This is a genomic window from Kribbella sp. NBC_00709 (genome assembly GCF_036226565.1).
Taxonomy (GTDB): domain Bacteria; phylum Actinomycetota; class Actinomycetes; order Propionibacteriales; family Kribbellaceae; genus Kribbella.
This window is the reverse complement of sequence record NZ_CP108996.1, coordinates 1,243,334-1,264,775: the sequence shown is the minus strand read 5'-3', so window position 1 is coordinate 1,264,775 and position 21,442 is coordinate 1,243,334. Positions and strand designations below refer to the sequence as shown.

The 21,442-nt window shown below is 67.9% G+C and carries 18 protein-coding genes; 12 read left to right on the top strand and 6 right to left on the bottom strand.

What is annotated here, in order from left to right; genetic code table 11:
• Positions 1-11: 11 nt before the first annotated feature.
• The 3 genes from OHA18_RS06085 to OHA18_RS06075 all read left to right on the top strand — a co-directional run bounded on the left by OHA18_RS06085 (position 12) and on the right by OHA18_RS06075 (position 5,762).
• Positions 12-1,967 (top strand): thioredoxin domain-containing protein, encoded by a 1,956-nt coding sequence (locus OHA18_RS06085; RefSeq protein WP_329002719.1) that lies wholly within the window; start codon positions 12-14, stop codon positions 1,965-1,967.
• Between the two features lie 226 nt (positions 1,968-2,193).
• Positions 2,194-4,275, top strand: a complete 2,082-nt coding sequence (locus OHA18_RS06080; RefSeq protein WP_329002718.1) for a M4 family metallopeptidase — start codon at positions 2,194-2,196, stop codon at positions 4,273-4,275.
• Between the two features lie 71 nt (positions 4,276-4,346).
• Entirely contained in the window at positions 4,347-5,762 is a 1,416-nt protein-coding gene (locus OHA18_RS06075; RefSeq protein ID WP_329002716.1) for a M28 family metallopeptidase, read from the top strand.
• Here OHA18_RS06075 and OHA18_RS06070 read toward each other — a convergent pair.
• Together OHA18_RS06070 and OHA18_RS06065 are read right to left on the bottom strand one after the other, a co-directional pair.
• Positions 5,759-6,268 carry a hypothetical protein gene (locus tag OHA18_RS06070; RefSeq protein ID WP_329002715.1) on the bottom strand — a complete coding sequence of 170 codons (510 nt, stop codon included), beginning with the start codon at positions 6,266-6,268 and terminating at the stop codon, positions 5,759-5,761. The two genes, OHA18_RS06075 and OHA18_RS06070, sit on opposite strands and share 4 nt — an antisense overlap.
• 56 nt (positions 6,269-6,324) lie before the next feature.
• Entirely contained in the window at positions 6,325-7,491 is a 1,167-nt protein-coding gene (locus OHA18_RS06065) for a phosphotransferase (protein ID WP_329002714.1), read from the bottom strand.
• A gap of 56 nt (positions 7,492-7,547) precedes the next feature.
• Here OHA18_RS06065 and OHA18_RS06060 point away from each other — a divergent pair, with 56 nt between their 5' ends.
• Positions 7,548-7,997, top strand: a complete 450-nt coding sequence (locus OHA18_RS06060; RefSeq protein ID WP_329002712.1) for a helix-turn-helix domain-containing protein — start codon at positions 7,548-7,550, stop codon at positions 7,995-7,997.
• Positions 7,998-8,366: 369 nt separating this feature from the next.
• Here the strand turns inward: OHA18_RS06060 and OHA18_RS06055 are convergent, their stop codons facing one another.
• Positions 8,367-9,251: a hypothetical protein gene (locus OHA18_RS06055; protein WP_329002711.1), complete on the bottom strand. Its 885-nt coding sequence runs from the start codon at positions 9,249-9,251 to the stop codon at positions 8,367-8,369.
• Positions 9,252-9,497: 246 nt separating this feature from the next.
• Between OHA18_RS06055 and OHA18_RS06050 the strand changes: the two genes are divergently transcribed.
• Entirely contained in the window at positions 9,498-9,740 is a 243-nt protein-coding gene (locus OHA18_RS06050; protein WP_329002710.1) for a hypothetical protein, read from the top strand.
• Between the two features lie 174 nt (positions 9,741-9,914).
• Here the strand turns inward: OHA18_RS06050 and trhA are convergent, their stop codons facing one another.
• Positions 9,915-10,610, bottom strand: coding sequence for a PAQR family membrane homeostasis protein TrhA (gene trhA / locus OHA18_RS06045; RefSeq protein WP_329002709.1), 696 nt, complete (start codon positions 10,608-10,610; stop codon positions 9,915-9,917).
• A gap of 262 nt (positions 10,611-10,872) precedes the next feature.
• Between trhA and OHA18_RS06040 the strand changes: the two genes are divergently transcribed.
• From OHA18_RS06040 to OHA18_RS06030, 3 genes are all read left to right on the top strand, one after another.
• On the top strand, positions 10,873-11,652 hold the full coding sequence (locus OHA18_RS06040) for an isoprenyl transferase (protein WP_329002707.1): 780 nt from the start codon (positions 10,873-10,875) through the stop codon (positions 11,650-11,652).
• Between the two features lie 1,429 nt (positions 11,653-13,081).
• Positions 13,082-14,413 (top strand): PhoH family protein, encoded by a 1,332-nt coding sequence (locus OHA18_RS06035; protein ID WP_329002705.1) that lies wholly within the window; start codon positions 13,082-13,084, stop codon positions 14,411-14,413.
• 172 nt (positions 14,414-14,585) lie between these two features.
• A complete protein-coding gene (locus tag OHA18_RS06030; protein WP_329002704.1) occupies positions 14,586-15,278 on the top strand; it encodes a hypothetical protein in 693 nt (230 codons plus the stop codon).
• Positions 15,279-15,299: 21 nt separating this feature from the next.
• Here the strand turns inward: OHA18_RS06030 and OHA18_RS06025 are convergent, their stop codons facing one another.
• The gene (locus OHA18_RS06025; protein WP_329002703.1) at positions 15,300-16,259 is read right to left on the bottom strand and encodes a hypothetical protein; all 960 of its coding nucleotides are present in this window, start codon (positions 16,257-16,259) and stop codon (positions 15,300-15,302) included.
• 300 nt (positions 16,260-16,559) lie between these two features.
• Here OHA18_RS06025 and OHA18_RS06020 point away from each other — a divergent pair, with 300 nt between their 5' ends.
• From OHA18_RS06020 to OHA18_RS06005, 4 genes are all read left to right on the top strand, one after another.
• Positions 16,560-17,105, top strand: a complete 546-nt coding sequence (locus tag OHA18_RS06020) for a hypothetical protein (RefSeq protein ID WP_329002702.1) — start codon at positions 16,560-16,562, stop codon at positions 17,103-17,105.
• Positions 17,106-17,177: 72 nt separating this feature from the next.
• Positions 17,178-18,581, top strand: a complete 1,404-nt coding sequence (locus OHA18_RS06015; protein WP_329002701.1) for a class II fumarate hydratase — start codon at positions 17,178-17,180, stop codon at positions 18,579-18,581.
• The gene (locus tag OHA18_RS06010) at positions 18,578-19,243 is read left to right on the top strand and encodes a DUF402 domain-containing protein (protein ID WP_329002699.1); all 666 of its coding nucleotides are present in this window, start codon (positions 18,578-18,580) and stop codon (positions 19,241-19,243) included. The genes OHA18_RS06015 and OHA18_RS06010 overlap by 4 nt, the downstream gene beginning before the upstream one ends.
• Positions 19,244-19,583: 340 nt before the next feature.
• Positions 19,584-19,742, top strand: a complete 159-nt coding sequence (locus OHA18_RS06005) for a hypothetical protein (protein WP_329002697.1) — start codon at positions 19,584-19,586, stop codon at positions 19,740-19,742.
• A 13-nt stretch (positions 19,743-19,755) separates the two neighbouring features.
• On the opposite strand, the gene OHA18_RS06000 is transcribed toward OHA18_RS06005, so the two are convergent.
• Positions 19,756-21,423: a fumarate hydratase gene (locus OHA18_RS06000; protein ID WP_329002695.1), complete on the bottom strand. Its 1,668-nt coding sequence runs from the start codon at positions 21,421-21,423 to the stop codon at positions 19,756-19,758.
• Positions 21,424-21,442: the final 19 nt, after the last annotated feature.

The following is a 21,442-nucleotide window of genomic DNA, read 5'->3' as shown; positions in this document are numbered from 1 at the left end:
ACGGTGGGGTCATGGCGAACGAGCTCGGGCGATCGACCAGTCCGTACCTGCGGCAGCACGCGGGGAACCCGGTCGAATGGCGGGAGTGGTCTGAGCAGGCGTTCGCCGAGGCTCGCGAGCGGGACGTGCCGATCTTCCTGTCTGTCGGGTACTCCGCCTGCCACTGGTGTCATGTGATGGCTCATGAGTCGTTCGAGGACGCGGAGACCGCGGCCTACCTGAGCGAGCAGTTCGTGAGCGTGAAGGTGGATCGGGAGGAGCGGCCGGACGTCGATGCCATTTACATGGCGGCGACGGTGGCGATGACCGGGCACGGCGGCTGGCCGATGTCGGTGTTCCTGACACCGGCGGGTGAGCCGTTCTTCTGCGGCACGTACTTCCCGAAGGACGCGCGTGGTGGGATGGCGTCGTTCCGGCAGGTGCTGGAGGCGATCACCGACGCGTGGACGAACCGGCGCGAGCAGCTCGACGGGATCGGGAAGCGGGTGGTCGAGCAGCTCGGCGCACAGCAGCAGCCGACCGGGGGAGCGGTCGACCTGGACGTGGCAGTGCAGCTGCTGAAGACCGATTTCGATCCGGTCGACGCCGGCTTCGGGCAGGCGCCGAAGTTCCCGCCGTCGATGGTGCTCGACTTCCTGCTCCGCCACCATCGCCGTACCGGGGACGCGGACGCGCTCGCGATGGTCGCCCACACCTGCGACCGGATGGCCCGCGGCGGCATGTACGACCAGCTGGCGGGCGGCTTCGCGCGGTACTCCGTCGACGGCCAGTGGGTCGTCCCGCACTTCGAGAAGATGCTGTACGACAACGCGCTCCTCCTCGACGTCTACACGCAGTGGTGGACGATCTCCGCCGACCCGCTCGCGCAGCGCATCGCCGAGGAGACCGCCGACTTCCTCCTCACGGAGCTCCGAACCCCGGAGGGTGGGTTCGCGTCGGCGCTCGACGCGGACACCGATGGGGAAGAGGGCAAGTACTACGCCTGGACGCCGGTCGAACTGCATGAGGTTCTGGGCGCGGAAGATGCCGACTGGGTCATCGAACTCTGCGACGTGACGGGCACGTTCGAGCACGGCAGCTCGGTCCTCCAGTTGCGGAAGGACCCCGACGACGCCGAGCGCTGGCAGCCCATCCGCCGGACGCTCGCGCAGGCGAGGAGCAGTCGGACGTATCCCGGTCGCGACGACAAGGTGGTGGCTGCGTGGAACGGGCTGGCGATCACCGCGCTCACACGGGCGGGCATCGTGTTCGGCAAACCGCAGTACGTCGAGGCTGCTGCCGCCGCGGCCGGATTGATCCGGGACGTGCACCTGGAGGGTGGACGGCTCTACCGGACGTCGCGTGATGGTCTGCGGGGGACAGCGGACGGCGTACTCGAGGACTACGCCGCGTTCGCCCAGGGATGCTTGACCTTGCTGGGGGCGACCGGGGAGGTCCGGTGGTTCGATGCCGCGAAGTCCTTGCTGGACAGGGTTCTGGAGCAATTCGTTGCTGACGGCGCCTACTTTGACACGGCTGCGGATGCCGAGCAGTTGGTGTGGCGGCCGCAGGATCCAACGGACAACGCCACCCCTTCCGGCGTCAGCCTGGCCGCGGAGGCGTTCACCACGCTCGCGAGCCTGACCGGATCGGTCCGGTACGAGAACGCGGCCGCCGAAGCTCTGAAGGCGTCGGCGGCGATCGCCGAGCGGGCGCCGCGGTTCGCCGGCCGGGCCCTCGCGGTCGCCGAGACGATTGCCGGCGGCCCCCTCGAGATCGCGATCGTCGGCGACGAGCCGGAGCTGACCAGGACGGCGTTCACCCACGCGCCGTGGGGTACGGCGATCGTCGCCGGCGAGCCGGGTCTCGCCGTACCGCTGATGGACGGCCGGATGCAGCGCGCCGCGTATGTATGTCAGAAATTCACCTGCCGGCTGCCCGTGACGTTGCCGGAACACCTTCGGCGCGAGTTGCGCCCAGCGGACTGACAGCTCGCGGGGCGCAGGTTTTCCCCTTCGTTTCGGCCAAATCCCTTGACTCACGGCGACCGGACCGCAACAGTCGGTCCTCACGTCGGATGTAACAGAAATCGCATGTATCGACACGCAGTGTCACAAATGAGGCAGTGGCACTGCTGGGTCAGCATCCGGCGCGTCCCCAACTGAATTCGGTCGCTGCGCCCAAACAGCGACCACACCGTGAGGAGATGTTGTCTTGAGACGACTGACATCAGCAGGGGCGGTGGCCATCGTCGCGGCAGCGGGTCTTGCCACGACGATCACCGCTTCGACCGCGGGTGCCGCCGACCGGGCGGTTCCGCTTCCGGCGTCCGGCTTCAACCAGCCCGCCGCCGTCCAGGCCGAACAGGCGCTGACCGCGCAGACGGCCGCAGCCCTCGGTCTCGGCAGTGGCGAGCAGCTCAAGGTTCGCGACGTGGTCAAGGACCCGGACGGTACGGAGTACGTCCGCTACGACCGCACCTTCAACGGCCTGAAGGTCGTCGGCGGTGACCTGATCGTCAAGCGCAAGGGCGAATCGATCGGTCAGGTCACCTACAACCGCGGCGCGAAGGCCGTCGAGGTCTCCACCAAGCCGACTCTGTCCCAGTCGGCTGCGCTCGCGAAGGGCGCGCAGGCCGCGAAGTTCAAGGCCTCCGGCAACAAGGGCCAGTTGGTCGTCTTCGTGACGCCGGCCAAGCCCGTGCTCGCCTACGAGGTCGTCACCACCGGTGTGAAGCCCGACCAGACCCCGTCGGTGCTGCACTCGTTCATCGACGCCAAGACCGGCGCCGTCCTGGACCAGGACGACGAGATCAAGACCGGTACCGGCAACTCGATGTACGCCGGCACCGTCACCATCGGTACGTCGGGCTCGTCCGGCAACTTCTCCATGACCGACGCGAGCCGTGGTGGCAACTACACCACCGACCTGAACGGCTCGACCTCCGGTAACGGCACCACGTTCACCGACGCCGACGACACCTGGGGTACCGGCGCCGCGTCGAACCGCCAGACCGCCGGTGTGGACGCGCACTACGGCGCCCAGCTGACCTGGGACTACTACAAGAACGTCCACGGCCGCAACGGCATCTTCAACAACGGCCAGGGCGCCCGCTCGCGCGTGCACTACGGCAGCTCGTACGTGAACGCGTTCTGGGACGGCACCCAGATGACGTACGGCGACGGGATCAGCAACACCCACCCGCTGACCGCGATCGACGTCGCCGGTCACGAGATGAGCCACGGTGTCACCGAGGCGACCGCCAACCTGGACTACTCCGGTGACGCGGGCGGCCTGAACGAGGCGACCAGCGACATCTTCGGCACCATGGTCGAGTGGTACGCGAACAACTCGAGCGACCCGGGTGACTACCTGATCGGCGAGAAGATCAACATCAACGGCGACGGTACGCCGCTGCGCTACATGGACAAGCCGTCGAAGGACGGCGCCAGTGTGGACTGCTGGTCGACCAGCACCGGCGGGCTCGACCCGCACTACTCGTCCGGCCCGCTGAACCACTGGTTCTACCTGGCCTCCGAGGGCACCGGCAGCAAGGTCATCAACGGTGTGTCCTACAACAGCACCGCCTGCAACGGCTCCACCTTCGCCGGCGTCGGCCGTGACGTGGCGTCGAAGGTCTGGTACCGCACGCTGAGCACCAAGCTCAGCTCGGGCAGCACCTACAAGGACGCTCGTGAGGGTGCGATCACCTCCGCGGTCGAGCTGTACGGCGCTGACTCGGCGCAGTGCAAGGGCATCGAGGCTGCGTTCAGCGGCATCGCGGTCCCGGCGGGTTCCGCCGCCTGCAGTGGCGGCACCACGCCGCCGCCCACCGGCGACAACCTGCTGCAGAACCCGGGCTTCGAGTCCGGCGCGGTGAACTGGACCGGCACCGCCGGCCCGGTCACCAACAACACCGGCCGCCCGGCGCGGACGGGTAGCTGGAAGCTGTGGCTGCAGGGCAACGGCCGCGCCACCACCGAGAACGTCGGCCAGTCGGTCGCGATCCCGGCGTCGGCGACGACCGCGACCCTGTCGTTCTGGATCCGCATCGACACCGCCGAGACCACCACCTCGACGGTGTACGACACGGCGAAGGTGCAGGTCGTCGACGGTTCGACGACGAGCACGCTGGCGACGTACTCGAACCTGAACAAGAACACGTCGTACGTGCAGAAGACGCTGAACCTGTCGGCGTACAAGGGCAAGACCGTCACGGTGAAGTTCGTCGGCCAGGAGGACTCCTCCGCGCAGACCAGCTTCGTCATCGACGACACCTCGCTGACCGCGAGCTGACCGACGTCCGGGGCGCGGGCCCGCCACCCGGGTCCGTGCCCCGGATCCCTTTGGCCGAAGGAGATCGGTCCATGAAGAAGCTCCTCGTCGCCGCGCTCGGCACCACACTGGCGGCCGGCGCGCTGATTGCCCACGGCAACGTCGCTACCGCGGCGGAGTCACCGGACATTTCGGTCACCAACACCAAGGCCCATCTCGACCAGCTGCAGTCGATTGCCACCAGCAACGGCGGCAACCGCTACACGGGCCGGCCGGGCTACAAGGCATCCGCCGACTACGTGAAGGCCAAACTGGACGCGGCCGGTTACACCACCACCTTGCAGTCGTTCAGCACCTCGGCGGGTACGTCGTACAACGTGATCGCGGAGTGGCCGCACGGCGACGCGAACCACGTGGTGATGACCGGCTCACACCTGGACAGCGTCAGCGCGGGTCCGGGGATCAACGACAACGGCTCAGGCAGCGCCGGCGTACTCGAAACCGCCCTCGCTTACGCTGCCAGCGGCCAGACGCCCAGGAACCGGTTGAGGTTCGGGTTCTGGGGTTCCGAGGAGCTCGGGCTGCTCGGTTCGAAGTACTACGTGAACAACCTGCCCGCCGCCGAGCGGGACAAGATCGAGCTGTACCTGAACTTCGACATGATCGCGTCACCGAACCCGGGGTACTTCGTCTACGACGACAACCCGGCCGGTGACGATGCCCGCGACGACCTGGTGTCGTACTTCACCAGCAAGAGCGTGCAGACGGAGTTCATCGACGTGCAGGGCCGGTCCGACCATGCGGCGTTCCGTTCGTTGGGGATCCCAACGGCTGGGACGTTCTCCGGCGCCGAGGAGATCAAGTCGTCGGCCCAGGCCACGAAGTGGGGAGGCACGGCTGGGCAGGCGTTCGACGCCTGCTATCACCGGTCCTGCGACACGATCAGCAACCTGGACCTGACCTCGCTGGACCGCCAGATCGATGCCATCGGCTACATGATCTGGACGTACGCGCAGAAGGACTACACCGGCGGCCCACCACCGACCGGCGACAACCTCCTGCAGAACCCAGGCTTCGAGTCCGGTACGGCGAACTGGACGGGGACGACCGGCGTGATCACCAGCAACACCGGTCGACCGGCCCGCACCGGCAGCTGGAAGGCATGGCTGCAGGGGAACGGCCGGAGCAGCACCGAGAACATCGGTCAGGCGGTGGCGATCCCGGCCGCGGCGACTGCGCCCGCGTTGTCGTTGTGGGTCCGGATCGACACCGCGGAGACCACGTCGTCCACGGTCTACGACACGATCCAGGTGCAGGTCGTCAACGGTTCCACGACGACCACCTTGGCGACGTACTCGAATCTGAACAAGAGTACGTCGTACGTGCAGAAGACGCTGGATCTCTCGCCGTACAAGGGAAAGAGCGTCACGGTGAAGTTCGTCGGCCAGGAGGACTCGTCCTTGCGGACCAGCTTCGTGATCGACGACGTCGCGGTGACCGCCGGCTAGATCTTGGTGCAGAGCTTGCCTGGTGGGATGGCGGCTTCGGTGAGCAGTTTGTTCACCGGGGCCGCCAGCGGCTTGACCTTCGGGTCCTCGATCCGGGCGGTCTTCCCGTTCGCCGAGACCGCGAGGATCATGTCGTCGGGGTGCTTCGTGGTCGGCTTGCTCGCGACCAGGGCGGCCCAGTCGATCTGCTGAGCGGCGGCGGTGATCGTCGTCAGCAGGCTCGGGTCGAGCTTGCACCGGATCGTCTCCTTGCCGCGCGAGCTCACCGTCGCGACGCCGTCGGCGCTGATCAGCACCTGGTCGTCGAGGCCGGCGAATCCGCCCTTGCGGCTGACCGTCAAGGGCAGGCCGGCGCCGACCGGCGTGGACTGCGTCACCGACGGCATCGTCGGTGACGGCGTGTTGCTACTTGTGGGCGTGCCGCCCGCACCGGACTCGCTGCCGCATCCGCTCAGCACGAGTCCTGCCAGGGCGGCCAATGCTGTGTATCTGCTCAGGTTCGTCACGCACTATGGATACCCATCGGCGGGCGTTCGTTGCAGCTGTGACACGACTGAAATGTTCAGATGACGGGTGAGACCAGGTCGACGATCGCTCGGGTGAGCTGGACGCGCTCCTCGAACAGCTCTGGTGACGCGTCGGACTTGCCGAACAGCTCCAGAGGCAGTGCAGTGAACGCTGCCCGGACGAGTAGCGAGCCCAGATAGCCATACAGCACCTCGTCCTCGGACACCTGCATCCCCTCGACTTTGAGGCCGTCCTGGAACGACTTGAGGATGACCTTGTGCACCATCGGCAGCGCCTCCGGTGCCAGCTCGCCGGCGTGTGCCAGTCCGATCAGCAGCTGCCCCAGGTCGAACCCGACGGCCTGTGGGCAGTCGAAGCCCCAGTCGATCACCACGAACTCGTCCGGCTTGTCGTGCGGCACCAGTAGGTTCTGCGGGCTCGCGTCGCCGTGCTGGTAGCACTGCGGCAACGCCTCCAGCGCGTCCAGCACGGCGGGGATCCGCTCGCCCAGCTCGACCAGATCGTCACGCAGTCTGTGGTCGCCCAGGTGGCACACTGCAGCACTCAGCAGCGGGTGCCGCCAGGTCTGTGGATCCGCGAGCGCGGGCAGTGCGGCCCGCAGTACCCGGCCCTCCGAGTAGAAGCGCAGTCCGATCCCTGGAGTGGTGACGTGCTCGCGGGGGAGGAACGGCTCCACCAGATGCGGCTGGCGACGCGCGGACAGCCGCCCCAGCAGGTACGCCGCCCGCTCGAACCGGTCGATCGGCCACGGACCCCACTCCTGCACGACGTTCTCCATCCACAAGGTGGCGCGGTCGTCGTCGTACACATCGATCCGGTACGTGGCCGGCAGCCGCATGCCCTCGGGCAGCAGGTCCGCGACGTCGCTGCGGTGGACGGCGATCTCCAGCTGCCAGGGCAGGTTGTGGATGAAGAGCGGGCGGAACTCCGGGGGCAGCATGTCGATCATCGGCCAGTGCCGGACCGACTGGAACTTCTTCACGAAGCAGGACCACTCTTCGGACGAGCCTGTCGCGGTGCCTGCCGTGGTGCCGAAGACGCGGTTGAGCGACTCGGTGCTCGGCGTGCCGATCGGGTAGTCGACCGGCTCGACCCGTACGTCGGCGGGCACGGCCTGTGGGTCGCCCGTGATCGTCCGGACCAGGGCGGTGAGGTCGTCGTCGGACAGGGCATCTCGCCCGAGCGGTTCGAGTGCGGTCATCATGGTTCCCCCCAAGAAGTAAAGCCGCCTTACTATCCGTATAGTAAAGTGGCTTTATGACTTCCGTCAACGACGTTTCCAGCCGGCTGCCCGGACCGTGGTCCGAGCACGTGGCCGGCTTGCTCGGCGGCGCGCTCAGGCGGCTCCGGGAGGAGATCCTGGCGGACTCGGAAGACCGGTTCCCCGGGCTGCGGGTCTCGCACTACCGCCTGCTCGAGATGATCCCGCCCGGCGGCGCGCGCATCACCGACCTGGCGGAAGTCGCCCTGATGACGAAACAAGGCTTGGGGCAGCACGTCGACTACCTGCAGCGGCTCGGGTACGTCGAGTCCGACCGACTGCGAGCGGATCGCCGAGTCCGCCTGGTCCGCCGTACCGTGAAGGGCGAGGAAGCCGTGACCCACAGCCGCACCGCAATCGAACGCGTCGAACAGCTGTGGTCCGAACACCTAGGCCCCGAACGCTACGCAGCCTTCCGCGAAACCCTCCGAGAACTCGGTAACTAGTACACCCGGAAGGACACGCCTCCGGCGCAGCTGCCTGTCGGCCGGCTTCGCTGGCGCGCGGACTGTGGTGAGGGCTCTTGCCTCGGCGGAGGTCAGCCGGCGCGGATCGCCGAGTCGTGGCGGATGGCGAGCACCGTTGCCACCGAGTCGTGAGATTTGGCTGCTCGGAGCCGCCTCGATCCACGACTCGTGATTCGGATCTTCGCCGAACGCCACGATTCGGCGGTTTGTGCGAAGAGGAGGGGGCCATCCGAAGATGCCCGTTGCGCCTCGTGACAGGCGGGCCTGCCTCATCGCGGTTGCCTGTTGGGCCGGCGTCGCCGGCGCGCGGGCCGTGGGTCCGCCACCTGCTGGGGCCGTCGGGTTCGGTTAGCCGTCGAGGGTTTTGAGGCGCTGGTGGTTGGTGTCGCGGCGGCGTTGGGCCACGGCTGCTTGGCGGGTTGTTCGGTCGCGTTCGCGTTGGAGGTGTCTGGTGTGGCGGCCGGCCTCGCGCAACTGGTGATGGGCGTGCTCGAGTTCCTCGGTGAGGCGTTCGATGGTGGTTCTGAGGTCGGCCTCGAGGTGCTCGTGTGCGTCGAGTTCTGCTTCGGCCTGAAGTCGTAGCGCTTCGGCTTGGGTGTAGTCCGCGTCCGCCTGTCTGGCGTGGGACTCGAGTTCGGCGCGGCGGCGTTTCGCGGGATCGTCGGCCGGGGGTCGGCGTTGGGTGGGTGGCTTGGTGCGGGTGCTGCGGACGACCCTGGGTTTGATGGGGGCGAGTTGGGCTGGTTGACCCGTTTCATCGACCACGCCGAAGCCGACGTGCTGTAGTGCGCTGGTGAGTTGCCCGGTACGGAGGAGTTGTGCGGCGCCGGGATCGATGAGGGCTGCGTCGAGGGTCTCGGTGAGCTTGTCGGCGGTCTGTGCACTGACCGGGTGATGCAGCCGCTGGGCACGTGCTCGCGCGGTCTTCACGAGTTGCGCGATGAGACTGTGGCGGCGTGGTGTCAGTTGGCGCAGGCGTGGTCCGTCCGCGGACAGGTGTGCCTGGCGTAGTTGTTCGCCAAGCTCAGTGAGGCTGTTGACGCCGTCAGGGTCGACGCGGACCAGGAGGTTGGCAAGCCATGCCGCGAGTGTCGGTTTGCGGAGAGCTTTGAGCGCGGTCGCGGTGTGCGGATCGCCGGCGGCGTTTGCTGCCTTCGCGAGGTCGTTCCGGGCGGGTGTGAACTGCTCGGGCGTGAGCCCGTACAGTTCGACTGCGGCCGCCCTGAAATCCATATCTCCACGATGCGCCCGCGGGTGGTGCCCCGCAATCGCGCTCCGGAGGGTTGCCGGCCGATAGGCCAAGTCGCCGCGATCCGGAGGCCTTGAGGCGCCAGTTGCGCTCGTCGGTCCACCACATATGCCTCGGCTCGCGCTCGTGCCAGAATGCCGAGCATGGGCGGATTGTCGTTGCGGTCAGAAGACTCGTTTCTTTCGATCGCAAGCCGCGGATCGATCCTGTCGATCGGATCGGTTGGGTCGGTGCTCAGCGTCGGATCGGTCGGCTCCGCGCTGTCGGTCGCGTCGGTGGGATCGACTCTCTCCGCCTTCTCGGCAGGCTCGGTGCTGTCCTTCGGTTCCGCACTCTCGGCTCGGTCCCGCTGGTCGCTGTTGAGCAGCGACGGCGATCACGACGTACTGAAGGCACCGCCCCGCACCGCATTTCTCGCAGGCAGCGGGGCCGCGCTTGTCGTGCTCCTGGCAGCATTCAGCCACAGTCGCTAGAAGTTCCCGCGCACACGCGCCCTCTCGCAGGAGTTCGCCGCCTGCCGAGGCCGCCAGCCCGATCGAGGCACGCGCGGCCGCACCACGTTCCGCGGCGCTGCTGCTGCCCGCGATGGAGCCTCCACCAGGTGCGCCAGCAGATCATCACGACCCCGGCGCCGGCGTACGGGCCTGTTAGCCGGCGCGGTACGTCGCGATGCTTACGGCGATGTAGTGGCAGATGAAGGCGGCCACGGTGAAGGCGTGGAAGATTTCGTGGAAGCCGAACCAGCGGGGTGATGGGTTCGGGCGCTTGGTGCCGTAGACGACTGCGCCGATCGAGTACAGGCCGCCGCCGACTGCGATCAGGGTGACGACCGCGGCGCCGCCGGTGTGGTAGATGGCGCCCATCCAGAAGATCGCGACCCAGCCGAGGGCCAGGTAGATCGGGGTGTAGATCCAGCGCGGGGCGCTCAGCCAGAAGATCCGGAACAGGATGCCGAGGATGGCGCCGCCCCAGACCAGGCTGAGCATCAGCACGCGGTCCTTGCCGTGCAGGAGCACCATCCCGAGCGGGGTGTAGGTGCCGGCGATCAGCAGGAAGATGTTGCTGTGGTCGAGCCGGCGCAGGATCGCCTCACCGGTCGGGCCCCAGTAGAACCGGTGGTACAGCGCGGAGATGCCGAACAGCAGCATCGCGCCGGCGGTATAGACCGCGGCGGCGAGCCGGGCGTTGGCGTGGGGTGCCAGGCAGATCAGGACGATGCCGGCTGCGGTGGCGAACGGAAACGTGCCGGCGTGCAGCCACCCGCGGAGCTTGGGCTTGAGCGGGCCGAGTCGGCCGGACAGTCCGTGACCGGCTTCCTGGGGCTGGGCGCTGGTAGCGGTCATCGCCGTCCTTTCGAGGGGTTGCCGGGCGGTTCCTACCTACGCCACCGTAACCTACGGAACCGTAGGTTCACATGGTCCGGAAGGATGAAATCTAGGCGACGTCGCCCGGTCGGCGCACCACCACCCGTGTTTACGATGCACGAACTGCGAGGAAAGTTCGGCCTTTCTGGCAGCTTTCTGTGAGGCACTCCGAGGGCTCTCGCAGATACCGCGATGTGGGCTAGCCTCGTGACCGAGAGTCTTCGAGGAGAGCATCCTGCCCATGCGGACACCTGGCAAACAGAAGCTGCGCGACGCGGTCTACGGCCTGTACGAGCGTCGGCTGATGCGGTCGTTGTCGCCGGACCGGATCCCGCGGCACATCGGCGTCATCATCGACGGCAATCGTCGCTGGGCCCGTCAGGGCGGTGATCCGGTGTCGCGCGGTCACGAGGCGGGCGCCAACAAGATCACCGAGTTCCTCGAGTGGTGCGACGACGTCGGCGTCAAGGTGGTCACGGTGTGGATGCTGTCCACCGACAACCTGACCCGCCCGGCCGACGAGCTGGAGCCGCTGCTGCGGATCATCGAGCAGACCGTCGAGGAGCTGACCACGATCGGCCGCTGGCGGATCCACCCCGTCGGCGCGCTCGACCTGCTGCCCGGGACCACCGCCGAGGCGCTGAAGGCGGCCGAGACGGCCACCCATGACGTCGACGGGATGCTGGTCAACGTCGCAGTCGGGTACGGCGGTCGCCGCGAGCTCGCCGACGCGGTCCGCTCGCTGCTCCTCGAGGAGGCCGCGAAGGGCATGTCGATCGAGGAGCTGGCCGACCGTGTCGACGTCGAGCACATCGCCCGGCATCTGTACACCAAGGGCCAGCCGGACCCCGACCTGGTCATCCGGACATCGGGTGAGCAGCGCCTGGGCGGCTTCCTGCTGTGGCAGAGCGCGCTGAGCGAGTTCTACTTCTGCGAAGCCCTCTGGCCGGACTTCCGGCACGTCGACTTCCTTCGTGCGGTCCGGAGCTACGCCCAGCGAGAGCGTCGCTTCGGCACGTGATGCCGCGCCCGCAGCGGGCACACGTCGTACGGCGGCGCAGGTAGTACGCGTAGGTCGCCGTACCGAGAGCCAGGCCCCAGACGATCCAGAGGATGCCTGGGGCATTGATCGCCCAGTTGTCGCCGTCCAACGGCAGTTGCCAGTTCATCAGGCCGGCCGGGACGAGTACGACGGCCACGATCGAGGCCGGGACGATCGCGAGCAAGGGCGGCACGCGCCGGCCGGCCTTGAACCAGATCCAGCGTGGGTAGATCTCGCCCCAGCGGTGCACCAGGCCGTGGGTGAGGACGCCGCCGGCGATCCCCAGCACGGCCAGCCCGAGGCCCATCTCGAGCATGCCCGGCGTGCCGGCCATCATCTGGTGGAAGTCGTCGCTGATGCCGAGCGGCCAGCCGAAGTACCAGGCCACCCGGGTGAACTCGTACGGCAGGTTGGCCACCACCGCGACGCCGACCGCGACACGGCCCCACCTCAGCGCGGCCTCCGGGCTCTGCCAGGCCGGTTCTCGCTCACCCCGGCCGCACGACACACAGACGTTGCGGGTACGCCGGTGGTACGCGACCGCGGTCGCCGCCCACAGGACACCGCCGACGAACAGGATGATCAGGTTCACCCGGTGCCAGTACAGGATGTCGCCGACGCCGCCTTGCGCTCCAGGTACGCCGGTGAACGCGAAGACCAGGATCGCCGGGGAGAGCGCGACAACCGCGATCAGTGTGTAGTCAGGGATCACGAGCGCCAGCGTGACCGCGAGTACGGCGGCGATTGTCTGCAGCACCGATCCGCGCGGCCGCATCCGGGTCATGACGACGGCGAGTACGGCGCCGGCCAGTCCGATCGTTGCCATCACCGGCGCGACGACGTGCACCGGCGTACCTTCCAGGATGGATGCGGTGGCCCGGTCGTCGGGCACCTGCGCGAACGGATAGCCCGCTCCGCCGATGGACCAGTACAGCCCGAGTACGCCGTACAGCAGGGACCAGAGCGCGGTCGCGTACCCGATCCATGACGGCCAGTTCTTCCTCATGTACCGAGCGTCGCCGGGCGGACCGTCGTACCGGATCACCCGGCGGAGTGATCGTGTTCCCCGGGCGGTGGAAGGTGTAACGCCGTGTTAACCCCGTGGCCGGGCGTGTCGGGCTGCGCAGTTTGCAGGAGGCTCCTACTCTGGCAGAGACGGTCGGAGGGGAAGCCGGCTGTCACGGGAGGCCCGATCAGTTTGAGAATCTCGTTCCAGCCGGTTGCCCCATGAGGGGCCGAACGGAGTCCCCGAGACCTCAGGTCTCGAACTCACTGATCGCCGTCGCCGCTCGTTCGGCGGCGCGGACGGGGTCAACACCGGACTCCGAGGGCGGCACCCGACCCATCACCTAACCACTGGCGGGCCGGGGCGAGGGTGTACGTCACGGCCTAGAAGAGGACGTGCGACATGGCCATCCACGCCAAGGCGTCAAGTACCTCATCCACACCGGACCAGCGCACCTTCGTGCTGGACACTTCGGTGCTCCTCTCGGACCCGCACGCGATGCTGCGGTTCGACGAGCACGAGGTGGTCGTCCCGGTGGTCGTTGTCACCGAATTGGAGGCCAAACGGCATCACCCGGAACTCGGCTACTTCGCCCGCACCGCGCTGCGACTGCTGGACGAGCTCCGGATCCTGCACGGACGTCTGGACGCGCCCCTGCCAGTGGGGGAGAAGGGTGGAACTCTTCGGGTCGAGCTGAATCACACCGACCCGGAGACCCTGCCGGCCGGCTTCCGGCTCGGCGACAACGACAGCCGGATCCTGGCCGTGGCCTGCAACTTCATGGCCGAGGGCAAGGATGTCACGCTGGTCTCGAAGGACCTGCCGATGCGGGTCAAGGCGTCGGCGTGCGGGCTGCAGGCCGAGGAGTACCGCGCCGAGCTGACCCTGGAGTCGGGCTGGACCGGGATGGCCGAGCTCGAGGTCGAGACCCACGTCGTCGACGACCTGTACGAGAACGGCGCGGTCGAACTGCCGCAGGCAGGCGACTTCCCGACCCACACCGGGCTGGTGCTGCTGTCCGACCGGGGCAGCGCGCTCGGCCGGGTGATGCCGGACAAGCGGATCCGGCTGGTTCGCGGCGACCGCGAGGCGTTCGGGATCCGCGGCCGGTCCGCCGAGCAGCGGGTCGCCCTCGACCTGCTGCTGGATCCGGATGTCGGGATCATCTCGCTCGGCGGCCGCGCCGGTACCGGCAAGTCCGCGCTCGCCCTGTGCGCCGGCCTGGAGTCGGTGATGGAGCGGAGGCAGCACAAGAAGGTCATCGTCTTCCGGCCGCTGTTCGCGGTCGGCGGGCAGGAGCTCGGGTACCTGCCGGGCACCGAGTCCGAGAAGATGGGGCCGTGGGCACAGGCCGTCTACGACACGCTGGGCGCACTGACCAGCGGTGACGTGATCGACGAGGTGATGGACCGCGGCATGCTCGAGGTGTTGCCGTTGACCCATATCCGCGGCCGGTCGCTGCACGACGCGTTCGTGATCGTGGACGAGGCCCAGTCGCTGGAGCGGAACGTACTGCTGACGGTCCTCTCCCGGGTCGGGGCGAACTCCCGGGTCGTGCTCACCCACGACGTGGCCCAGCGGGACAACCTCCGGGTCGGCCGGCACGACGGCGTGGTCGCGGTGGTCGAGCAACTGAAGGGCCACCCGCTGTTCGCGCACGTCACCCTGACCCGCTCGGAGCGGTCGCCGATCGCGGCCCTGGTCACGGAGATGCTCGACGATCTCCAGCTGTAAGGAGTGTCGCTGTCATTGAGTAATAACACTCTGTAAAGCGAGAGTAAGAACGGTGCGGTCGCCACGCGGCGGCCGCACCGTTCGTTCGTGACCTGCTTGTGATCACGGACGGTTTACGCCAGAGTATGTTCTCGTTGCAGCCGACGGGGGTCGGGTTTTCTCGGAAGGACAGATGAAAGCGAAGCGCTCCGTCACGGCTCTCGCGGTAACTGGCATCGCCGTGGTCTCCGTTGTCGCCGGTATCGACCTCTTCAGCTCCCCTGGGAGCAGTAGTGCGTCGGAGAAGGTGTCAGGGCGGGCCGAGATGGCCGTGCTGAACAGCGGGAAAGTGCTGCCCCCCAGCCAGGGCACACCATCGGTCAAGTCGCCGTCCGCCGCCGAGCAGGCGCAGGATTCCGTGGTGATGCGTAACCAGGTCGAGGCGATGGCTGCCGCCCAGGACGCCGCTGCGGTCAAGATGAAGGCCAAGAACGCCATGCTCGCGCGCTACCGGGCGCTGCAGCAGGCGGACCGCTCGGTCCAGGAGGAGCGGGCCAGCCGCGACGCCGAGCGGAAGAAGTACGAGGGCACGCCGAAGGAGGTCGCGATGAACCTCCTCCCCGACCACGGCTGGGGCCAGAGCCAGTTCAGCTGCCTCGAGAAGCTCTGGAACAAGGAGTCCCGCTGGCGGACCGACGCCGACAACCCGACGTCGACGGCGTACGGCATCCCGCAGGCGCTGCCGGGCAGCCGGATGGCGGAGTACGGCAAGGACTGGCGGACCAACGCGGTCACCCAGATCAAGTGGGGCCTGGACTACATCGAGGCCACCTACGGCTCCCCCTGCTCCGCCTGGGGCCACTCCCAAGCCAAGGGCTGGTACTAACCCACCCCCCGCCCCTTCCCTTCACCTTCCGCTAACGTCCGAAGAACTGCGGAGACGTGAGCGCACTTCTTCGGACGTCGCGGGATTGTCGGGGTTCCAGCCGCGGAGAATCAGGGCTGTGCGGATTTGGGTGAGGAAGCGGGACGGGTCTGTGCGGAGGCCCAGGATCGGGATGCGGAGGACGGTCGAGGAGCCGGACGACAACTCGTTCTGGCGGGTTGCATCGGCGATCAGCGCTGGGGCGTCGCGATGCTGGAATCCGTCGATCTCGGCGATCAGGTCGTACTCGATCCACTCCACGTCGACAACGGCCCTGCCGTGGCCGAGGTCGTGGACGACCTGGCGGTCCGGCTCTGGCAGACCGGCCTGCCTGCACATCCGGGCGAAGTCGAGTTCGCCCAACGACTGAACGCCACCATGAAGGTCGGCGAGAATGAGGCGTACGAACGACCGTCTGCGGTGCCGCTTGACGCTGCCCATCGCCTCCGTGAGGGCCTCGGCGGTGACCAGGCGTTGCTGTACGGCCATCGTCAGGATCAGGCCGGCCTGGCGATCCGAAGCCGCCCACAGCGCGGCCCGGATCGCGGCCACCGCGGGCCGAACCCTGGGGATTCCGGCATCAACCAGATCGCCGGGCTGTCGACGCCTGGTCTCGTGCAGTTTCACGCCCGGACTCGATCGCGGGCGACCCGACTTCGGCATCGACACGTGGATTGCGGACTCGGTGAATCCTGTCAGCCCGGCTGCCTGCAGGGCCGTCACCCCGTCCAGGGCAGCACGGGAACCCACCTCGATCACCGCCACCCACCAGCGCGCCTGTTCGCTCAGATCACCGTTCTGATTGCTGATCGACTGCGGGCCACGCCGGCGCCACCTCCCGGCCCGCAGCTCGGCTGACACATCCCACCGGTGCAATCCCAGGGAGTACAGCTGCCGCCGGCCGGCCACGCCGTACTGCGCCTCGAACAGCTCCCTGGTCAACAGGCGACGTCTGCTCCTGACCACCGTCGCCCGCCGCTTCCCACTCTCCACGCCCCCGACCATCCCCCGCCACCCTCCCCCTCCGCCACCCACCCGACCTCCCCTGTGGACAACCCCTCCCGTACGTCCGAAGAACTGCGCAGAAGTGACCGCACTACTTCGGACGTAAGCGCTGGGGGAGGATGGGGGAGGATGGGGGGTGTGGGTGACTTGGCGCGGGTGGTTGGTGGGCGGGGGGAAGTGGTGCTGCGGCGGCGGGGGGATGGGGCGCTGGAGTTGCGGGTGAATGGCGTGTTTGTGATGGACGATCAGGAGACGTCGAGCGAGGAGCTGCTGGCTTCGGCTGCGCTGGAGGCGGTACGGCGTCCTGACCGGGTGGTCGTGGGTGGGCTGGGACTCGGCTACACCGTGCGCGCACTCCTCGCGGACTCCCGGCTCGGTGAGGTGGTTGTCGCCGAGATCGAGCCGGACCTGGTGGACTGGATGCGCGCCGGCCTGGTCCCGTCGGTCCTCGACGATCCCCGGGTCGCCGTCGTGGTCGGGGACGTCTGGACCGTCGTCACCGAGTTGCCCGACGCATCGGTCGACGCGATTCTGCTGGATGTGGACAACGGGCCGGACTTCCTTGTGTACAACGAGAATTCGGCGATCTACTCGTCGTCGTTCCTGACCGTCTGCCGGTCCAAGTTGCGGGACGACGGCGTACTCACGGTCTGGTCGTCGTCGGCGTCCGCCGCGTTGGAGGCCGCCATGGCGAGCGTCTTCGGCGCCTGCAAGGTCACGCCCGTTCCGGTGCGGCTGCAGGGCCGGGACGAGATGTACTACGTCTATCAGGGCGGCTCGTAGTCCTTCTGTGGCGTTGTCCACAGCTTGCAGATCGGGGCGTTTCGGCAGGGCCGATCGACGTACTCTGCAGGTATGGGTGATGACGTGGAATTCAGGATCGAGCACGACACGATGGGCGAGGTCAAGGTGCCTCGGGACGCGTTGTGGCGGGCGCAGACGCAGCGCGCGGTGGAGAACTTCCCGATCTCCGGGCGGCCGCTCGCGCCGGAGCTGGTGCATGCGCTGGCCCAGATCAAAGCCTCCGCAGCAGTGGTGAATGCCTCGCTCGGCGTGCTCGACGCCGACCGGTCGGCCGCGATCGTGGCCGCCGCCGACCAGGTGACCGCGGGGGAGTTCGACGCGGAGTTCCCGATCGACGTCTTCCAGACCGGCTCGGGGACGTCGACGAACATGAACGTCAACGAGGTCCTCGCCACCCTCGCCACCCGCTCCCTCGGCGCCGACGTCCACCCGAACGATCACGTCAACGCATCCCAGTCCAGCAACGACACCTTCCCGTCGGCGATCCACGTCGCCGCCGCCGCGGGCGTAGTGCAGGAGCTGTTGCCGGCGCTCGAGCACCTCGCGGATTCCCTGTCTCGTAAGGGATCCGAGTTCGCCGAGGTGGTGAAGTCCGGGCGGACACACCTGATGGACGCGACCCCGGTGACGCTCGGCCAGGAGTTCAACGGGTATGCGCAGCAGATCAGCCGGGGCGCCGCGCGGGTGCGGGCGACGCTGCCCCGGGTCGCCGAGCTCCCGCTGGGCGGGACGGCGGTCGGGACGGGGATCAACACACCGCCCGGTTTCGCGGCCGCGGTGATCACCGAGCTGAACCGGCGGACCGGTCTGGAGCTGACCGAGGCCGAGGACCACTTCGAGGCGCAGGGCGCGCGTGACGGGCTGGTCGAGCTGTCCGGGCAGCTGAAGACGGTCGCGGTCAGTCTGACGAAGATCTGCAACGACCTGCGCTGGATGGGTTCCGGCCCGCGGGCCGGGCTCGGCGAGATCGTGCTGCCCGACCTGCAGCCCGGGTCGAGCATCATGCCCGGCAAGGTGAATCCGGTGATCTGCGAGGCGACGCTGATGGTCGCCGCGCAGGTGATCGGCAACGACACCACGATCACCGTGGCCGGTGCCGGCGGCAACTTCGAGCTGAACGTGATGCTTCCGGTGATCGCGCGCAACCTGCTCGAGTCGATCACCCTGCTGGCAAACAGTTCGCGCCTGCTGGCCGACCGCTGCGTCGACGGCATCAGGGCGAACGTCGATCATGCCCGCGCGCTGGCCGAGTCGTCGCCGTCGATCGTGACCCCGCTGAACCGCTACATCGGGTACGAGAACGCCGCCGCGGTCGCCAAAAGTGCTTTGAAACAAGGGAAAACGATCCGCGAGGTCGTGATCGAGAGCGGTCACGTCGAGAAGGGAGACCTGACCGAGGAGCAGCTGGACGCGGCCCTCGACGTACTGTCCATGACCCGCCCGGCCGACTCGTGACGGAGTACTGGCAGCCGGGGACGACGATCGAGTGGATCTACGAGGGGACAGGGCGGCACGCGGACAAGCCGAACGTGCGGCCGATGACGGTCGTGCGTGACGACGCGGACGGGCTGGTCGCCTGGCTCGCACCGGGTACGCCGCTGCTCAAGCCGGTCCTCGTCGACGGGCGGGAGACGCGGCACGCCGGTCCGGTCGGGATGTTCACCGAGGAGCGGGTGCTGAAGCTCGACGTCTGGCACGGGACCGGGATCCTCAAGGTATCGCCGCCGGGCAAGCCGTGGTCGGTCTGGTACTTCTGGGGCGAGGACGGGACGTTCCGCGGGTGGTACGTGAACCTCGAGCGGGAGCATGTCCGCGAGTGGGCATCGCGCCGTACCAGCACTGTGGACCGCGTCCTCGACCTGTGGATCAATCCCGACCGTACGATCGAGTGGAAGGACGAGGACGAGCTCGAAGGGGCCGTCGCCGCCGGCCGCTTCACCGCCGCGGAGGCGGAGCGCATCGTCGGGGACGCGCACGCGGCCATCCGCGACATCGAGGCCTGGACCGCGCCGTTCTCGGACGACTGGCAGCTCTGGACCCCACCGCAGACCTGGCGCGTCCCCGCCGCCCCGACAACGCACCAACCCACCCTGATCGCGGAGGAGTTGCACAGCTGATGCCGCGCGCTTTGCGTCGCCCAGTTCGGCGGTCCGCGGCGACCGTCGCCGAGCTCCGGCCTACGGTTCAGCGACCACCTGCGCATCGACAACCTCGCCGCCGTCTGGCGAACGTACCGAGCCGCCGGCGCCGACTTCCTGGTCGCCAGCGGCCCGGAGTGGGAGCTCGCCAGGGCGCTTGCCTCCGCGGATACCCATCAGCCGATCGCGGACTTCACCGTCCGCAACGACGGCTACGTGGCGGCCACCGCGGCCGAGATTCTCACCCTGGTCGGCTGGCCCTGACAACAGGTGTGTCACGAGCGCTTCCATCCGGCAAGTTCGGACTTACCTTGGAAACATGTACACCATCGAGTTGCAGGACGAGGAGCTCCAGATACTGCGATCCGCCCTCAGGAGCTACCTCCAGGCCTTCGGCCACAACGAAGCCGATCTCGTCCAGGCCGCAAAGACGCTGATGCTCAAACTGCCCCAAGCAGTCGAATCCAAGGCAGGCTGAGCAGCGCAGGGGGTCAGCTGCGGGGGCGCACCGTCAGGGGGACCGGCTTCTTGGTGTCGGTGAAGAAGTCGTTGCCCTTGTCGTCCACCACGATGAAGGCCGGGAAGTCCTCGACCTGGATCTTCCAGACCGCTTCCATGCCGAGCTCGGCGTACTCCAGGACGTCGACCGACTTGATGCAGTCCTGCGCCAACCGCGCCGCCGGACCGCCGATCGAGCCGAGGTAGAACCCGCCGTGCTCCTTGCACGCCGCCGTCACCTTCGCCGACCGGTTGCCCTTGGCAAGCATCACGAACGAGCCGCCGGCCGCCTGGAACTGGTCGACGTACGCGTCCATCCGCCCCGCCGTCGTCGGCCCGAACGAACCCGACGCGTAACCCTCCGGCGTCTTCGCGGGCCCGGCGTAGTACACGGCGTGATCGCGGAGGTACTGCGGCATCGGCTCGCCAGCGTCCAGGCGCTCCTTGATCTTCGCGTGCGCGATGTCCCGCGCCACCACGAGCGGCCCGCTCAGCGACAGCCGCGTCTTCACCGGCAGCTTCGACAGCTCCGCGCGGATCTCGCTCATCGGCCGGTTCAGGTCGATCCGTACGACGTCGGTCGCGTCGTCGAGGTGCTCGTCGGTGGTGTCCGGCAGGAACCGGGCCGGGTCGCGTTCGAGCTGCTCCAGGAACACACCCTCCGGCGTGATCTTCGCCAGCGCCTGCCGGTCCGCCGAGCACGACACCGCGATCGCGACCGGGCAGGACGCCCCGTGCCGCGGCAGCCGGATCACGCGAACGTCGTGGCAGAAGTACTTCCCGCCGAACTGCGCCCCGATCCCGAACTCCTGGGTCAGCTTGAAGACCTCCTCCTCCAGCTCCACGTCCCGGAACCCGTGCCCCAGCGGCGATCCCGTGGTCGGCAGCGTGTCGAGGTAGTGCGCGGAGGCGTACTTCGCGGTCTTCAGCGCGTATTCGGCCGACGTACCGCCGACCACGACCGCGAGGTGGTACGGCGGGCAGGCCGCAGTACCCAGGGAGCGGATCTTCTCGTCCAGGAACTCCATCATCCGCGCCGGGTTCAGGACCGCCTTCGTCTCCTGGTAGAGGAACGACTTGTTCGCCGAGCCGCCACCCTTGGCCATGAACAGGAACTTGTACGCCGGGTCGCCGCTGCCCGCCGGGGTCGAGTACAGCTCGACCTGGGCCGGCAGGTTGGAGCCGGTGTTCTTCTCGTCCCACATGGTCAGCGGGGCCATCTGCGAGTAGCGCAGGTTCAGCTTGGTGTACGCGTCGTACACGCCGCGGCTGATCCACTCCTCGTCGACCGCGCCGGTCAGCACGCCCTCGGACTTCTTGCCCATCACGATCGCGGTGCCGGTGTCCTGGCACATCGGGAGTACGCCGCCGGCCGAGATGTTCGCGTTCTTCAACAGGTCGAGCGCGACGAACCGGTCGTTGCCGGAGGCCTCCGGGTCGTCGATGATCCGCCGCAGCTGGGCGAGGTGCGCGGTCCGCAGGTAGTGCGAGATGTCGTGCATCGCCTCCGCGGTCAACGCCTGCAGCACCTCGGGCTGAACCTGCAGGAACGTCCGATCGCCCACCGTGAACGTGCTGACACCTTCTGTCGTCAGCAGCCGGTACTCCGTCTCGTCAACACCCAACGGCAACAGATCGGAGTAGTTGAAGTCGGCAGACACCGGGCATACCTCCAGGAGG